14 protein-coding genes are annotated in these 16379 nt (G+C 68.3%); 6 read left to right on the forward strand and 8 right to left on the reverse strand.

Annotated elements, in window-relative coordinates:
• Nucleotides 1-73: 73 nt before the first annotated feature.
• The 4 genes from IEY68_RS17425 (at nucleotide 74) to IEY68_RS17440 (ending at nucleotide 3620) form a co-directional block, all read left to right on the forward strand.
• Nucleotides 74-1084, forward strand: a complete 1011-nt coding sequence (locus tag IEY68_RS17425; RefSeq protein ID WP_058852944.1) for an alpha/beta hydrolase — start codon at nucleotides 74-76, stop codon at nucleotides 1082-1084.
• Between the two features lie 338 nt (nucleotides 1085-1422).
• Complete coding sequence (locus IEY68_RS17430; protein WP_058852943.1) at nucleotides 1423-1647, forward strand: hypothetical protein; 225 nt, start codon at nucleotides 1423-1425, stop codon at nucleotides 1645-1647.
• Complete coding sequence (locus IEY68_RS17435; RefSeq protein ID WP_058852942.1) at nucleotides 1644-2942, forward strand: hypothetical protein; 1299 nt, start codon at nucleotides 1644-1646, stop codon at nucleotides 2940-2942. Before IEY68_RS17430 ends, IEY68_RS17435 begins: the two co-directional genes overlap by 4 nt.
• A gap of 213 nt (nucleotides 2943-3155) precedes the next feature.
• Complete coding sequence (locus tag IEY68_RS17440) at nucleotides 3156-3620, forward strand: L,D-transpeptidase (protein WP_058852945.1); 465 nt, start codon at nucleotides 3156-3158, stop codon at nucleotides 3618-3620.
• A 251-nt stretch (nucleotides 3621-3871) separates the two neighbouring features.
• Here IEY68_RS17440 and IEY68_RS17445 read toward each other — a convergent pair whose 3' ends face one another.
• Nucleotides 3872-4123, reverse strand: a complete 252-nt coding sequence (locus IEY68_RS17445; RefSeq protein WP_058852941.1) for a hypothetical protein — start codon at nucleotides 4121-4123, stop codon at nucleotides 3872-3874.
• A gap of 10 nt (nucleotides 4124-4133) precedes the next feature.
• Entirely contained in the window at nucleotides 4134-5864 is a 1731-nt protein-coding gene (locus IEY68_RS17450; RefSeq protein ID WP_058852940.1) for a sodium:solute symporter family protein, read from the reverse strand.
• A 352-nt stretch (nucleotides 5865-6216) separates the two neighbouring features.
• Between IEY68_RS17450 and IEY68_RS17455 the strand changes: the two genes are divergently transcribed.
• Together IEY68_RS17455 and IEY68_RS17460 are read left to right on the forward strand one after the other, a co-directional pair.
• Nucleotides 6217-8187 (forward strand): hypothetical protein, encoded by a 1971-nt coding sequence (locus IEY68_RS17455; protein WP_189094358.1) that lies wholly within the window; start codon nucleotides 6217-6219, stop codon nucleotides 8185-8187.
• 304 nt (nucleotides 8188-8491) lie between these two features.
• On the forward strand, nucleotides 8492-9247 hold the full coding sequence (locus tag IEY68_RS17460) for an SDR family oxidoreductase (RefSeq protein WP_058853023.1): 756 nt from the start codon (nucleotides 8492-8494) through the stop codon (nucleotides 9245-9247).
• 16 nt (nucleotides 9248-9263) lie between these two features.
• Here IEY68_RS17460 and IEY68_RS17465 read toward each other — a convergent pair whose 3' ends face one another.
• The 6 genes from IEY68_RS17465 to IEY68_RS17490 form a co-directional block, all read right to left on the reverse strand.
• Nucleotides 9264-9719 (reverse strand): MarR family winged helix-turn-helix transcriptional regulator, encoded by a 456-nt coding sequence (locus IEY68_RS17465; RefSeq protein ID WP_058853024.1) that lies wholly within the window; start codon nucleotides 9717-9719, stop codon nucleotides 9264-9266.
• A gap of 11 nt (nucleotides 9720-9730) precedes the next feature.
• Entirely contained in the window at nucleotides 9731-10366 is a 636-nt protein-coding gene (locus IEY68_RS17470; RefSeq protein WP_058853025.1) for a type 1 glutamine amidotransferase family protein, read from the reverse strand.
• A 47-nt stretch (nucleotides 10367-10413) separates the two neighbouring features.
• Nucleotides 10414-12861 carry a CaiB/BaiF CoA-transferase family protein gene (locus IEY68_RS17475; RefSeq protein WP_058853026.1) on the reverse strand — a complete coding sequence of 816 codons (2448 nt, stop codon included), beginning with the start codon at nucleotides 12859-12861 and terminating at the stop codon, nucleotides 10414-10416.
• 159 nt (nucleotides 12862-13020) lie between these two features.
• Nucleotides 13021-14028 carry an enoyl-CoA hydratase/isomerase family protein gene (locus tag IEY68_RS17480; RefSeq protein WP_058853027.1) on the reverse strand — a complete coding sequence of 336 codons (1008 nt, stop codon included), beginning with the start codon at nucleotides 14026-14028 and terminating at the stop codon, nucleotides 13021-13023.
• On the reverse strand, nucleotides 14025-15149 hold the full coding sequence (locus IEY68_RS17485) for a M24 family metallopeptidase (protein ID WP_058853028.1): 1125 nt from the start codon (nucleotides 15147-15149) through the stop codon (nucleotides 14025-14027). Before IEY68_RS17485 ends, IEY68_RS17480 begins: the two co-directional genes overlap by 4 nt.
• Nucleotides 15139-16374: a M24 family metallopeptidase gene (locus tag IEY68_RS17490; RefSeq protein WP_058853029.1), complete on the reverse strand. Its 1236-nt coding sequence runs from the start codon at nucleotides 16372-16374 to the stop codon at nucleotides 15139-15141. Before IEY68_RS17490 ends, IEY68_RS17485 begins: the two co-directional genes overlap by 11 nt.
• Nucleotides 16375-16379 lie beyond the last annotated feature (5 nt).

Genomic DNA, 16379 nt, shown 5'->3' on the forward strand with positions numbered 1-16379 from the left:
GCCACACCCGGTTCCCCTGGGCCGCCGGGACATTACCGGCCCAACCGACCCAGGAAGAAAGGTAGGACGACTCATGACCCTGCGCGATACCCAGGAACCGGCCGCATCGGCCGAGCCTGCCACCGTGACCTTCCGCTCCGGCGACGAAAACTGTCACGCCTGGTATTTCCCGGCCGAATGCGCCGACCTCGATGGACCGGCCGGCCGTCCGGTCGCGGTCATGGCGCACGGTTTCGGGGGGACCAAGGATTCCGGTCTCGAACCGTTCGCGCGCGCCTACGCCGCGGCCGGGATCGACGTCCTGGCCTTCGACTTCCGGTATTTCGGGGCGAGCGGAGGCCGGCCGCGGCAGCGGGTGCGGATGGCCGAGCAGCTGGCCGACTACCGGGCCGCTGTCCTGGCCGCCGCCCGGCTGCCCGGAGTGGACCCGCACCGAGTGGTGCTGTGGGGTGTTTCGCTCTCCGGTGGCCATGTCTTCGCCGCCGGCGCCGCCGCGAGCGCCACCGCGCCGGACTCGGCCGCGGTCCGGGCCTCCGTCGCCGCGCTCGTCTCGGTCACCCCCCTGGTCGACGGCCGCGCGGCAGGGGTCCTCGCGGTCCGGGAGAGCGGTATCACCGGGGTACTGCGCGGAACGTTCGGCGCCGTCCGAGCCGGGCTGGCCGGCGTGACCGGCGGTTCCGGGCTCATCCCGCTCGTCGGCCGGCCGGGTGACGTCGCCGCGCTGACACCGGACGGCTACTACGAGTCCTACCGGGCGCTGGCCGGTCCCACCTGGCGCAACGAGATCGATCCGACTGTGCTGCTCCAGCTCTCCGGCTACCGGCCCGCCCGTGCCGCCGCCGCGCTGAACCTGCCCGTACTGGTGCAGATCGCCGATTTCGACCGCGGCGCGCCGCCCTACGCCGCAGCCAAGGCGGCGTTCGCGGCGCGGGCCGAGGTGCGCCACTACCCGTGCGACCACTTCGGGGTATGGCCGGGCAATCCGTTCTTCGACGCCGCCGTCGCGCACCAGCTGCTGTTCCTGCGCCGTCATCTCGCGCTGGACGAATCGAGTGGGACACGATCGTCGGCCGGGGCTCGCTGATCCGGCTCCAGCCTATGGGTGAGTCCTCTCACCCATAGGCTGCCTCTGTCGTCCAGGTCTGGGGCGTGTCCTGCGAAGGTTGCTCCGACCTGTAGATATCGGGTAATTCGTTATGGTCTCGTCGCGGCGGGAATATCGGCCCGCGCGGGGGTGACGCGGCCTGCGGTAGCGTCGGCGACACCCGGCGATGGTGTGAGACAGCACAAATTGCAGGCAGGTAACACCAGTTGTGAACGGCCTTACGTTCGTGACGATTCGGCATATCGTCATGCGGGTAATACCTGGGGTCGGCGGTGGTTGTCGCGGCTGCCGGCCACTGATCGATACACAGGAGCAGAATGACTGCCAGAACTGAACTCGTCCGCGAACTGAACGGACCCACCGCCGCCTCGGAAATGCTCTCCGATCAGGAGATCGCGGATTTGCTCGGATTGTTCCGCAGTGCCCAGCAACAGGAAAAGGACCTGCTCATCGAGGCCGTCAACGGAATGATCCGGTTCTTCCCACCGCCGTTCCGGGGGATCACCCGCCGGATCATGTTCGGGGACAAACTCGAAGGATGAGCGATCTGGTCACCCGCGCGCAGATGATCCTGCTCGCGCGCACGCTACACGTGCCTGTCGAACGTATCGCCTACCTCGAACGACTCGGACCCGAACACCTGCACGAACTCGAGCAGCGGATCTCGGGCCGGATCTACGAGTACCACGGCGAGATGTTCAAACGGATCGGGCGATTGATCCCGATCATCCCGCTCACGGTTTCGCTGCCCCTGGTCCAGCGAATCGTGCCCCCCATGATGACCGGCCGCGCGGCCGGGGCCGTCGGTGTGGAATATCCGGATGCCGCCGCCGATACCCTCACCATGCTCAAGACCGCGTACGCGGCGGACTGCACACCGTACGTGGATCCCAAGGCACTCGGTGAACTGGGCGACATCATGGCCTCCGAGCCGTTGGTCGCGATCGTGAACGAGGTATTGCGCCGCAAGGACCACATCACCGTCGGCCCTTTTCTCGAATACGCCAAACCGAAATTCGTCGAGGCGGTCGAGCACGGCACCCTCGACGACGAGGGCATCATCTTCTCCGCCGCCTACGCCTACTCCGCCTCCGCCATCAGCAACGTACTGCGCCAGTTGCTGGACGGCCGGTCGAAGCGGATTCCACGGATGATGGAGACCGTGCTGGCCGGTTCGCCGGAGTTGCAGGAAGCGTCGATCTCGGTGATGTCGCGTGCCGAGAACGATGTGGTCTCCCGGATCGGCGATATCCTGCTGTCCCTCGCCTCCGCGGAAGCTCTGGGTAAGCTCGCCGCCCGCACCATCCAGAAGGGTGCCGCGCCGGAACTGATGACCTTCGTATCCAAATTGAGCCGGCCGGGGCTGCAGCGGATGGCGATGAATCCGATCTTCGCCAATACCGCCGCGCTCAACGCGATCGTCGAATCCCTCGTCATCGCGTTCCAACCCGGGCCCTGGCGCGGTCTGCTGGTGCTCGCCGAACGCTGCCATCCCGACGTGCAGCGCTATATCGCCGGCCTGATCGCGCGGATGCCGCAGGAGCGGATCGCCGAACTTCCGTCGATCGCCAACACCGATGACCTGTGGGCCGAGCTCCTGCGGCTGGTCGCCGTCGCCGATCACCCTTCGCAACGCCACATCGGTGCGATCTGGGCGAAGTTGCCGGCGGAACGGCGGGCCGGGCTGCACCGCCGGATCGCCGAACTCCGACTGGACGTACAGCTGGCCGGAATCGTCGAAGAAGTGCCCAACATATCGGTGGAGGAGGTGTTCTACCAGCGGCGCCGACGCGGACGCCGACGTGGCCCGGCCCCCGATAGCTGGAGTGTCGCCTGAACGGGTGAAGGCCGCCGGCCGATCGTCGCACCGTGTCTCATTTCGGGCGCGGCTGCAGTGATTGCGGTCCACAGTCCGAAAATTCAATTACCTTCGTGTAGGTCTCTGATTTCGCTCGGAATTTGCTGTCCCTCGCCGGATGCGGCGGGCAAATCGACGAAAAGAGGTCGGCACGAGATGAGCAACGGACAGTTCCTCCATCGGATACGCCGTATGGCTGTTCTCACCGGTATCGCGGCGGCCGCGCTGGCGCCCACAGCGCCCGCGCTGGCCGAACCGCTGTGGCCGAACGGGCCGAACGTACCCGGCGCCCCGGCCATCATCCCGACCCAGGCGCCGTGCTCACCCGCGGCCCGGGCCTGCCTGCGTCTGTCCAGCAACGAGGTCTGGCTGATGGACGACGGCAAGGTCACCTACGGCCCGACGCCGATGTCACACGGCATGCAGGGATTCGAGACTCCGCCCGGGGTCTTCCACGTCGCGTTCAAAGAGCTGTACCACTGGAGCACGATGCACAACGCCCCGATGCACTACGCGGTCTTCTTCAACGGCGATATCGCCTTCCACATCGGGCCGGTGGAGCACAAATCGCACGGGTGTATCCGGCTGACCGAACCCGGCGCCATCGCGGTCTACCACTATCTGAACCCGGGTGATGTCGTCGAGGTCGTGCCCTGATACCTCGGGTGACCCGGTCCGGCCCGTCGCCCGCCGGCGTCGCGGGCCGGTCGGGGGCCCGGTCCCCGGGCCGGGCATCCGGTTTCGTACGCTTGTCCGATGTGGATCATCGTGGTTGTCGCCATCATCAGTTGTGTGCTCATCGCGATCGGCTTCGCGCTCGGTCTGCCGGACTGAGAACACACTGTCGCGCGTGACCACCTGCCCGGTGCGACCGGGCGGGTCGTAGTGAGCCACCCGGCGCGGTGGAGTCAGTCGGTGCTGTCCTCGGTCTCCTTCGCCGGGTCCGGAGCGGGGCGATCGGTCGCGACCGGGCGCAGCAGTGCCCAGGTCACGAAGGCCGCGGCGACCACCACCAGGGCCAGACCGGCCCACAGGTTCACATTGATACCGCCGGTCTTGGCTTCCTCGTCGACGGTGTCGTGGACGAGTCCGGTGATCACCAGGATGATCCCGTAGAGGCCGAGCAGGCTGCCCACGATGGTGCGGATATCGAAGAACACGATGGTTGTCCTATCCGGTGACGATATTGAGGACGATCACGAGTACCAGCGCGATACCCGCCAGCAGTACCGGGCGCTGATACCAGGGCAAGGTGGCGGCTTCGGGGTCGGTGCGCAGTTCGCGCGGTGTCTCCGAATACACCAGGCCGACCAGTTCGGACGCCGGTTTCGGCTCGGTCACCAGGGTTACCGCCACGCTGACCAGGATATCCAGTACGAAGGCCGCGCCGGCGGCGACGAAACTGACGCCCTGGCCCGATAGCGAGATCACCTCCGTCTCGTTCAGCACGAAGATGAAGACCGCTACCGCGGTACCCGACACCAGCCCGGTCCAGCCGGCCGTCGGGGTCATCCGTTTCCAGAACATGCCGAGGATGAATGTGGCGAACAGAGGCGCGTTGAAGAAGCTGAACAGCGTCTGCAGGTAGTCCATGATGTTGCTGAACCCGCCGGCGATGAACGCGGTGAAGATAGCGGCGATGGTGGCGCCCACGGTGGCCAGCCGGCCCACCCGCAGGTAGTAGCCGTCGGATTTGTCCTTGACGACGTACTGCTGCCACAGGTCGATACTGAACACCGTGTTGAACGCGGAGACGTTCGCCGCCATACCGGCCATGAACGCGGCCAGCAGCCCGGCCAGGCCCACCCCCAGCAGACCGTTGGGCAGCACATCCTTCATCAGGTAGAGCAATGCCTGGTTGTAGGTGACATCGCTGTCCACGTCCGGGTTCGCGGTGACCGCTGCTTTGTACTGGGCCATCTGCGGGACCATTACCGCACTGATCATGCCCGGGATGATCACGATCAACGGGATGAAGATCTTCGGGAACGCGCCGATGATCGGGGTGCGTCGCGCCGCGGCGATGGAATGGGTGGCCAGGGCGCGCTGCACTTCGACGAAGTTGGTGGTCCAGTAGCCGAAGGAGAGTACGAATCCGAGGCCGAACACGATGCCGAGAATCGACAGGAAATCATTGGCGAAACCCGACAGCGCGTTACCGGGCCAGGAGTCCAGCTGTTCAGCGCCGCCGGGAGAGGCGGCGACCTTGTCCTGCAAGCCCGACCAGCCGCCGACTCGGTGCAGGCCGATGAGGGTCAGCGGGAGAAGTGCGGCCACGATGACGAAGAACTGCAGCACCTCGTTGTAGATCGCCGCGGAGAGTCCGCCGAGGGTGATGTAGGACAGCACGATCACCGCCGCCACGATGACCGAAACCCAGAGCGGCCAGCCCAGCAGGACATTGACGATGGTGCCGAGCAGATAGAGGTTGACACCGGCGATGAGTACCTGGGCGACCGCGAAACTGAGCGCGTTCACCAGGTGCGCGCCGGTGCCGAAGCGGCGCCGCATGAACTCCGGGACACTGCGTACCTTCGACCCGTAGTAGAAGGGCATCATCACCACACCCAGGAAGAGCATGGCCGGGACCGCGCCGATCCAGAAGTAGTGGAAGGCGGGGAAACCGTATTCGGCGCCGTTGGCCGACATTCCCATGATCTCGACGGCGCCGAGGTTGGCGGAGATGAACGCCAGTCCGGTGACCCAGGCCGGTAGCGATCGCCCGGACAGGAAGAAGTCCATACTCGACGAGATCCGTTGCCGGGCCAGCAGGCCGATACCGAGGACGAAGACGAAATAGAGGGCGACGATCGCGTAGTCGACCGGCTGGGCGTCCAGCCGCAGCACCTCGCCTTCCGCGAACAATGAAACGACCTCATGGGATAGCTCGTGCTGCGACATACGACGTTCTCCTCGAAGCGGTCCCGGACAACCGCGCGCAGCTCGCCTCATCGCTTCTACCGATGGCTGGCCGCACTACCAGACCGGCTCTGGTGAATCAAACGTACCGTGCGGGCCGATCGGTCGGGTGGTGTCGGACGGAATCGGGCGTGTCAGTCGGTACGGGTCCCGCTGAGTGGGCTTCGCCCGACTGCGGGCGTCGTTGTACGGGCGCACCCTCTCGTGCGCTCTGCCGCGTCTTGCTACCATGGATGGCGGCGCATCCAATCGCATTGTGCGCCAGGGAATTTCGAAAATCCCTGGCGCCCCTGTGGTGTGCGCGGGTTTCGTGGTCACCGAAGTAGGGGTCGCCGTGATTGTACGCGTGCAGAGCACCGAGTTGTCCGGCGTAGAGCGTTTCGTCCGACGGCTGCTGACCGATTGGGGCCCGGGTCCCGCCCGGGTGGGCGGCGTGGCCCTGCTCGGCTCGCCGCTACCGCGCTCGCGTCGCCGGTCCGCCCCGGCCACCGACCTGCTGGTCTGGACTCCGCACGGCTGCACCCTGGTGGTGCTGGCCGATTTCGGGTCGGTCCAGCACGGAGTGCTGACCACCGGGCCCACCGGTCGCTGGCAGGTCGGCGAGAGTGCCGCGGATCTGCGCACCGGGAGATCCACGCCGAACCCGCTACTGCGCGGGCGCAAATTGCGCAACGAATTGTCCGCGATGTTCCGGCGGCACGGCCTGTCCGAGCAGCTCGATGTCCTTGTGGTGCTGATCCCCAAGACGGGCTCGCGGATCAGCTGGACCCCGCGGCCACCGGAGGACGGCATCGAGACCATCCTGGTCCGGATCGGTTCCTCCGCGGGGCTGACCGCGCATTTCGAGCGTTCGTCGGTGGGGGAAGTCCGCTGGCGCGGTGCGGATATCGCGCGAGCATTCGAGATCCTGGGGGTTCCGCGGCACCTGCCCGATCCCGGCGAGCTGGCGAAGGAGGGGTTCGTTCTCGCGCCGGGCAGCGTCGCCGATCTCCGCACCGCGGGGGACGAGTCGTCCGGACCACCGGTCGAACCCGCGGGTTCGCACCCCTTGATCGCGCTGTCCGGAAGGTCCGTCCGGCTTCCCGGACCACGAATCGAGGCGCCTACGGAGATGCCCGCTGCGGTCGTGGAACGGGATGCGCGGCCGCCCTCGACGGCGATCGGATCGGGGCCGTACTCGGCGATCGGATCGGGGTCGGCAGGGTCCGTGACAGCAACCGAGACGGACGCGCAAGGGACAACCGACAGCGACGTCCGAGCAGAGACGCGGGGCTCGGACGCGGACAACGGACCGGAGCGGGTCGGCGGGGCCCGCGGCGGCACGGAGGCGGAGTCGCGAGAAGGAACCGGGCCATCGGAGTGGGAGACCGGCGCGGCGCGCGGTGAACCGGCCGTGGGTCAGGCGGCATCGCGCGAATCCGGTGGGTCGCGGGCGGATGCGGTCGCAGCGAGCGGGCCGCCCGTCCGGCCTGCCCCGTCCGCCCCGAACCGCCGGGACTCCGACGGCCGCGCCGCCCCCGATTCCGATCGTGAGCACCGGGTCGCCGCCGGTGCTCGGGCCGGTGTGCTGCGTGGTCTCGCCGGTGCCCGCGAGATTCCGGCCCGGGTCCGCCGCGCCGCCGCGAGCCCGCGGCCGGCCGCCCCACCGCCCGGGGAAGCCCACAACTACGGCAGGCCGGAGCGCCGTGGAAGGGACCTGCGGTATCGCGCGGCCCTGGGGTTGTCCGGGGTGGCGCTCGCCGCCGTGACGGCGACGGTTTTCGCGGCATCCGGTTTCGCCCGGTTCGATGTGACCGAATACGGTGCCCTGTGCGGCGGTGGCGAGGGGAATCCGGCCGCCGCACCGTATTCGGGGGCCGGACCCAGCCCGATATATCTCGGTGGCGATCTACCGGAGTACACCGCGTTCGGGCCATCCGCGGTCTGGCGCCCGATCGACCCGGGTGCGGTCCAGCTGGTCGCGTGTGTAGCCCAGGAACGCCGCGGTGAACTCGTGCGGACCTGCCAATACCCACCGGCCCCCGGACAGCCGGTGGGCCGGACCCTCAACCTGTTCACGGCGGTCTATCGCCTCACGGTGTACGAGGCCCGCACGGCGAACCAACTGGCCGCGATGGCGATCACCGGCGACCAGTTCGGCGCGGATCCCGCGATCGCGGAACCGGATCCGTGCCGCGCGGCCACCGGCACGCCCGAGGACGGCCTACCGGGCCGACGGCACAGCCGGCCTTCGCAGCAGCAGATCGAGCAGGCCCTCACGCCGTTCGTGGCACCGGCGTCGCAACTGATCCGGGCCGCTCGCTGAGGTTTCCGGAGCCGGCACGGCATAACAGGACTCCTGATGGGCGGCGGACTCTCGCCACACCAGACGCTCGATCGACCCGGCTACGCGCCCAGGATGTCCCGCAGGAGGGCAGCGAGGCCACCAGGGCACCGGCCCCCGAATTCGCTGCCCAGGACCCCGATGAGCGAGTCGCGGGTGTCCGGTGTGCGGTCCGTTCCCGTGCCGAACTGCGGGCAGGCGCCCTCGTAACCGTTAGGCTCGGGACACCCGCCGATCATCGCCGCGCCGGTACCGGCGCCGGCCCGACCGCAGGAGATGCGACACAGTGGGCAAAGGTTCGATCCTCATCACCGGCGCGAGTTCCGGCCTCGGCGCCGAAATGGCCCGGCAGTTCGCTGCTCTCGGCTACGACCTGGCCCTGTGCGCTCGCCGCACGGAGCGGCTCGACGAGCTCTCCCAGGAGATCGCGGTGGCCCACCCCGAGGTCCGGGTGCGGATCGCGGAACTGGATGTCACCGATTTCGACGCCGTACCGAAGGTTTTCGACGGATTCGCCGACGATCTGGGCCGGATCGACCGGGTGATCGTCAATGCGGGTCTCGGTAAAGGTGTGCCGTTCGGCAAGGGCGGTGACCGTCCCAATCGTCAGACCGCCCAGACCAATTTCATCGGCGCCATGGCCCAGATGGAGGCGGCCATGAAGATCTTCCGCGCGCAGGGCGGTGGGCATCTGGTGGTGATCTCCTCCATCTCCGCGGTCCGCGGGATGCCCAAGACCATGACCAGCTACGCGGCGAGTAAGGCCGGAGTGGCGGCGATGGCCGAGGGGATCGCGGCCGAACGGGTGCCCGGCGTGGATGTGTCGATCATCTTCCCCGGCTACATCTCCTCGGAGATGAACGACAAGGCCGCGCATCCGCCCACGTTCCTGGTCGATACCCGCACCGGCGTCCGGTCCATGGTGTCGGCGATCGAGAAGCGGCGCTTCAAGGCCTACACCCCGGCGTGGCCGTGGGTACCGCTGGCCTACGCGATGAAGGTGCTGCCGCTGTCGATCGTGCGCAGGCTCGCCGGTATCTGACCGGCGCGCTCGGTGATCAGCCCCTTTCGTCCTCGCCGAGTATCGTCACGGCCGCCGAGAGTTCGGCGAGCGCGGCCACGATCTCGGTCAGGCGTTCGATGCCGAGTTCGGCCACCAGCCGGGCGGCGAATTCCGCGTGCCGCGGCGTGATCCGGGCCACGGCCGCGTGTCCGGCGTCGGTGATCGCGACCAGTTTGGCCCGGCGGTGTGCCGGATTGGGCCGGTACTCCGCGAGGCCCCGGTCCACCAGCAGGTCGGCGATGCGCTGCACCCCCTGCCGGGTGACGCCCATCGCCCGGGCGATCCCGGCCACCGGAAGTGGTTCGTGCAGTACCGCGCCCAGCACCTGCCACCAGGCGGCGGTGAGCCCGGCCGGTCCGGCCAGGTCCTCGGCGATCGCGAGGAACTGGCCGTTGAGCCGGAACGAGGTGATGGCGGCCGCGCTGAACAGCTGCTGTTCGGCGTTCTCCACGGTGCCCGTCCTCAGACCGCCGCCTGCCGTGCCTCGTATTCCGCGAGTACCGCGTAACCCGCCGGATCTCCGGCGCTGAAGAGGCGGTACCAGCCGTCGAGTACCTCGGGTTCGTAGATTTCCAGTGCTGCCAGTACTTCGCGCGCGAATTCGAAGGGCGCGGTGGAATTCGCGGTGATCACTCCGCGATCGGTGACGGCCGGTTCGTCGGCGTAGTACTCGCCGCCCGCGTAGCCGCTGGCAGCGAGGAATTCGGCGATATTGCTGGTGTGCCGGCGATCATCGAGCAGGCCGGCCCGGGCGAGGCCGAAGGTCGCGCCGCAGATAGCGGCGACCGGTACTCCGGCCGCGGCGAATTCGCGCGCCTTCTCGGCGAACGGGTCGAGTTCGCCCGTTTCCCAGCCGGTGGCACCCGGCAGGATGAGCATGGCGCTGTCGGCCGGAGTCAGCTCGGCCAGGGTGGTATCGGGGACGATCCGCATCCCGCCCATCGTGGTGACGGGATCGGCACTCGCACCGACCGTGCGGGTGCGGTACGCGCCCGGTTCGCGATGCCAGGCGTCGTTGTTGATATGCGCGGTCGCCGCCCCCACTTCCCAGTCGGCGAGGGTGTCGTATACGGCCAGGTGCACGAGTTTCGAAGTCATGACAACATGCTGTCAATAAGACAGTGTATTGTCAACATGGGCAGGACTCAGAACCGCGGCGTCCCGCCCACCACCTCGGCGCGTTCCAGCACGGATATCTCGTCCGCGCTGTATCCGAGTTCGGTGAGAACCGCGTGATTGTCCTGGCCGAGCAGTGGCGCGGGGGAGCGGTGATAGCTGCCCGGCCCGGCGGAGAAGCGGGCGGGGACCGTGCTGTGCCGCGCGGACGGATTGACCGGATGCGGGACCGCCTCGAAGAAGTTTCGATGGTGGAGTTGCGGGATCTCGCCCTGACGGTGCGGCTGGAGTACCTCGGCGACCGGGATCCCGGCAGCCCAGAGCCGGGATACGATCTCGCCGACTTCCCGGTCGGCGAACCAGGACGCGAGGTGTACGTCGATCTCGTCGTGCCGCTTGCGCCGGCCCGCGACCGTCCGCAACCCGGGGTCGGCAGCCCACACAGGCTGCTCCAGAATCTCGACGAGCGCGGCCCACTGCTCGTCGGTGGTGACGGCGAGCGCTACCCAGTTGTCGGGCCGGCCGAACTCGTCGAGTCCGGCTGCCCGGTAGAGGTTCTGTGGCGCGGCGTGCGGACCGCGGTTGCCCGTGCGTTCCAGCAGTGCGCCGTAGGCGGAATACTCGATGACCTGCTCGGCGGTGATGTTCAGCGCGGCGTCGACCATGGCCGCCTCGACCAGCACCCCCGCGCCGGTGCGGCGCCGGTGTTCGAGAGCGAGCAACAGGGCGATCAGGGCGTGCACACCGGCGTTCGGGTCGCCGAGACTATAGGGCTCCACCGGGTTCTGATCCGGATAACCGGTGCGCGCGGTGAGCCCGGAGGCGTCCTCGATCACGTAGGCGAAGGCCGGATTGTCGCGCCAGGGACCGTCGATACCGAAACCCGGCATCCGCACCATGACGGCATCCGGGCGCAGCCTACGGACAGTTTCCCAGTCGAGACCGATCTGCTCGATCACCCGGGGCGTGTAGTTCTCCACGATCACCTCGCAGGAGGCCACCAGCCGACGCAGGATCTCGCGGCCCGCCGCGGTGCGGAAATCGACGGTGATACCGCGCTTTCCCGTGTTCAGGCCGGTGAAAATCCCCGACTTTTCCCACCACCGGTCCTCGTCGATCGGTACGCCCGCGATGAGCCGGGTCCCGTCGGGACGCTGGGCCGATTCGACATGGATCACCTCCGCACCCTGCATGGCCAGGAAATGGGTGCAGGACGGACCCGCCCAGAACGTGGTCATATCGAGTACCCGCAGGCCTCGGAACGGAAGGGGATTCGAGGTGGCGATACCGGTCCGGGCCGGGCGGCCGGGGAATCCGGCGCTGCGGTAATGCTCGGTGTGCTCGCCCAGCCGGGGCGCCGGGGTGGGCTCGCGTAGCAGTGCGGGCAGGGTACGGAACGGTGGTCCGGGCTGGACGAAGCCGCCACGCGGATTCACGGTGAAGAAGTCGCGGGCCAGGTGCTGGTCGAATTCGGTGACATTGGCGCCGTCGGCCACTGGACTGTTCGGGATCCGGAATGCCGTGGCCAGCTCCCGGATCTCGTCGACCTTGTGCGCCGCGAACCATTCGGCGATCTCCGCGGCCTTCTCGTTGGTGCGTTCGGTGATGGCCGGAGTCGGGTCCTCCTCGATCCATTCGGGATGCCCGACCATGACGCACAGATCGAACCACTGCTGCGCGGTACCGCAGCCGACCGCGATCAGACCGTCGGCGGCTGTGGCGACACCGGGGCGGCTCAGCCTGCGCCGGGTACGGAACGGGCGGTTCACCGTCTCGTAGAACGACACCGGATAGTAGGAGAGCCCGAGAATCTGGGTTTCCAGCATCGACAGATCGACCAGTTCGCCGGTGGCCGTGGTGAGGGCGCGCTGCCGGGCGGTGAGCAGTGCGGCCGCCGCATACGCGCCCGCGAACCATTCCCCGGCATCCCCGCCGATATACAGCGGCGCCCGGTCGGGGGCGCCGCGGCCGAGGCCGACGATCCCACCCGACCAGGCTTGCAGGGTGAACTCGGTGGCGGGCCGCCCGGTCCACGGCCCGTCGAGACCGAACGGGGTGATCGCGGTGACCACGAGATGGGGATGGCGCTCGCGTAATGCGGCGGGCGAGTAGCCGGGGTCGCCGGCCGCTCCGGGGCCCGGTGACCAGACCACCGCGTCGGCGTTCGTCAACAGCCGGTCGAGCAGTTCGCGGTCCGCGGCGACCGCGGGATCGGCTACCACGCTGTGCGCGCCACCGGCGAGGAACTGGAAAAGCGCACCGTCCGCGCCGTTTTCGAGGATGGCGCCGGAGACCGACCGGCCACGCAGCGGGTTGCCCTCCGGTGGTTCGGCGGCGACCACCCGGGCTCCGGCATCGGCGAGGAGCTTGGCGCAGTAGGCGCCGGCGATCCCGCTCGACAGATCGACCACCACGTAGCCCGTCAGCGGCGAACTCTCCGGGGGGCCGTATCGGCCCGCGGTCCGATTCACTGTCATAACCCTCTCGATTCCTGTGCCGGGACTGCCGGCCGCGGTGGATCCGTGCGTCGGCGGGGAACCCCCCGGAGACCACGCTGCACCCGCACTGTGGTGCGGGTGCAGCGCACCGGCACGCCCGGGCCGGTGTTGTCGATCCCCCGATGGGGTGCGGCCGGGTTATTCCGGCTTCTCGCGACCCGATTTGCTCAGCCGGAATTCCGGGGGGAACCGGCTGTCGTTGTCCTTGACCGAGTTGTTGAGTCCGCCGTCGAGGGCGTTGTCCAGCATCAGGTCGTTGTCGTCGGCGTGGATATGGCCGCCCATCGATTCGAAGAAACCGCTGAGCAGGCTGCCCATGTACTCGCCCTGCTGCTGTTTCATGATCTCGAAGAAGACCTTCTGCATGAATACCGTGTCCGTGGGCCGGTTACGGGCGCAGGCCAGGGCGTACTTGCCGGTCTCGGCTTCGAGGTCGGCGCGGGGTACGACACTGTTGAGGAAATTGCACTCGTCCATCTCCGCCGCGGAGAACGCGCGGCCGGTGAACACCATTTCCTGGAACTTCCGCAACCCCATGGTCTGCGCCCAGGTCCACATCCGTGGACCCCAGCCGTAGTAGCGGAACGACGGATGCCCGAACAGCGCGTCGTCGGAGGAGATCACCAGGTCCGCGTCGGCGGCCTGGTAGAAGTGCCAGCCGTAGCAGTAGCCTTTGACCTCGACGATGCTGATCTTCTTGAACTCCTGCAGGCTCCGGCAGCCCGCCTGGGCGTTGGCGTACCACTGGCTGATGCTCGCGCCGTGCCGGAACGATTCCTTCGGCGGATACCGGACATCCTCGTCGGGACCGATCTTGTATTCGCTCAGGCGTGGTCCCTGGTCGGGGTCGTTCTGCACGGCCATGAACTCACCGAGATCCGCGCCGGACCCGAAATCGTCGCCCGCGCCGCGGATCACCAGCACCTTGACGTCATCATCGATACTCGCCCGGTGGATGAGATCGCCGTAGCGCACGCGCGCGGCCATGGTGGGCGCGTTGAGCTGATCGGGGCGGTCGAAGGTGATGGTCGCGATCCGGGTCGCGGGGTCCTTCGAATACCGGATGATCTCCTCGGCGCTCGGCTGCGCCGCGCTCCCCGCGGCTCCTTCGTCGTCGGTCCGTGCGCCGTTCGCGGGGGTGGTCATCGCGGCTCCCAGTGCGGGCTCGAGGTCAGGATCTGCGGGCCGTCCTCGCCGATGAGTACGGCATCGCGTCCGAAGACGGCACCCACCCCTTCGGCCCAGACGTAACCGGTCAGCGCGAGCACCATGCCGGGCTCGAGGATCTCGGCTTCCGCGGTACGCCGCAGCGCCGGCGCGACCACCGGCGGGTCGAAACCCATGCCGAGGCCGCGCGCGACCGGCATGACCGGTAGCGGCTCACCTGCGGCGAGATAGGCGTCGAGCAGACCGGCCGCGGGCGCACCCGGCCGACATGCCTGGAGGAGACTGTCCCACAGTCGGTTCCAGCGGCCGTAGAGTTTTCCGGTCGCCGGTGTCACCGCGCCGACCGGCCAGGTGCGCCCGACCTCACCGATGTATCCGTCGGCCAGGACTCCGGAGGAGAAGGCGACCAGATCGCCCTCCTGGACCCGCCGGTCCGCGGTCGCCCGCCGCCACGGATGATCGCGAGCGGTCACCCAGGCCGCATCCTGGGTCGCGGGGGTGCTCACACCGCCCGCGGCGCAGGCTTCCAGCAGCACACCGGCCAGCCCCTGTTCGGAGACCCCGGGTGCGAGTTCGGCCAGGCCGGCGGCGAGACCCTGTTCGGCGACCCGCAGGCCGGCGCGCATGGTCGCGATCTCGTCCGCGGTCTTGACCCGCCGGGCCGCCCGGAAGGCGAGTTCGCCGTCGACGATCTCGGCATTCGGGAACGCGGTGGGCAGCAGCTCGGCGAAACCGGGCGAGAGCGCGTCGGTGCCCACCCGCCGGGCATCGGCCGCACCTGCTATCTCGCGCAGCACCGCGACGAGATTGCGGGGATCCCACATGGTCTCGTACAGATTGTCGTGCGGGATGTCCTCGGGGATGCCCTCGTCCCAGGTGCTGTGCAGGTGGACCGCTCCGGTCCTCCGCACGATCAGGGCCACCGGGCCGAACGGCCGGGTCCCCGCCACCCACAGTTGGGGCGCGCCGGACAGATAGCGGGCGTTGGCCTGCCGTCCGGCGATCAGTACATCGAGGTCGTGGGCTCGCATCTGTGCCAGCACGCGCTCGCGGCGTCCCACCCGCAGCGCGCGATCGTCCGGCAGGATCTCAGTCGCCATAGGGGGCATAGGTGTAGTCGGTGAGAGGCTTGAAGCCTCCTTCGGTAACCACCACGATCTCCTCACTGCGGTAGCCGCCGGTGCCGTCCTCCCACACCACGGGTTCGAGGACCAGCACCATGCCGGGTCGGAGCACGAAGTTCTCGTCGAATTCGGCGCCGAGGTCGGTACCGATCATCGGCACCTCCGCGGCGCTCACGCCGATACCGTGCGAGATGTAGAAATGCGGGAGCCAGGGACGCTGCCCGCCGGCCGCCGCGGTGGCCGCGGCGCCGAGCTGGGCCGCGGTGGCGCCGGGGCGGATCTGCGCGAGGACCGCGTCCAGGATCTCCCGCCATTCGCGGTACTGCGCCTGCTGGCGCGGTGCCGGGTCCTGGCCGACTATCCAGGTACGGCCGAAATCCGAGCAGTAGCCGTTGTAGGTGATCGAGACATCGGTCCACAGCACATCACCGGCCGCGAGCTCCCGTTCGGTGGTGAGCAGCGGCAGCGCGAGATCGCCGTGCTTGGTCCACACTCCGTCGGCTTTGGTCGCCGGCATGACCTGCCAGATGGCGTCCAGCATGGTGGCGGTCGCGCCGAGTTCGAACGCGCGCCGGACGAATCGTGCGGACAGGTCGATCTGACGCTGTCCGGGCGCCAGCGAGGTGTGGATATCGACGATCGCCTCCTCGGTGATCCGGCAGGCCTTGCGGATACAGGAGAGTTCGTCGGGTGTCTTGATCAGTTTGGCCGGTCCGATGACCGCGGCCGCGTCCACCGGTTTCCCGCCCGGGAAGAGCCGGTCGCGGGCCCGCAGCATCGCACCGGTGTACTCGTCGACCGCGAAAGTCGATCCGGCCGGCACCAGATCGGCCAGGATGCGCGCGAAATCCGCGACACCCTCGTCGAATTCGAGGTACACCGGCGAATGCAGATGGTCGTCGGGCAGCTCGGATTCCGCCGCCGCGCCGGCCCGGAAGGGCAGGAACAGATGCGGCCATTCGTCGTCCGCGGTGACCACCGCGACCGGCCGTTCGACATGGGCCAGGCCGGCGTCGCCGAGCGGCCAGTTGGCACCGGTCGCGTAGACGACATTGTTGTTCAGCAGCAGAATCGCCGCGTCCACACCGCGCTCGGCCATCGCCGAACGCAGACGGGCCCCGGTCTCCCGGCGCATCCGGGCCCGGTCGGGAAGATCGGGTATATCGATCGCCGCGGTGGTCGCGGCGGAGAGTGCGGTCATCGCAA

This window comes from Nocardia jinanensis (assembly GCF_014645735.1).
Classification (GTDB): domain Bacteria; phylum Actinomycetota; class Actinomycetes; order Mycobacteriales; family Mycobacteriaceae; genus Nocardia; species Nocardia jinanensis.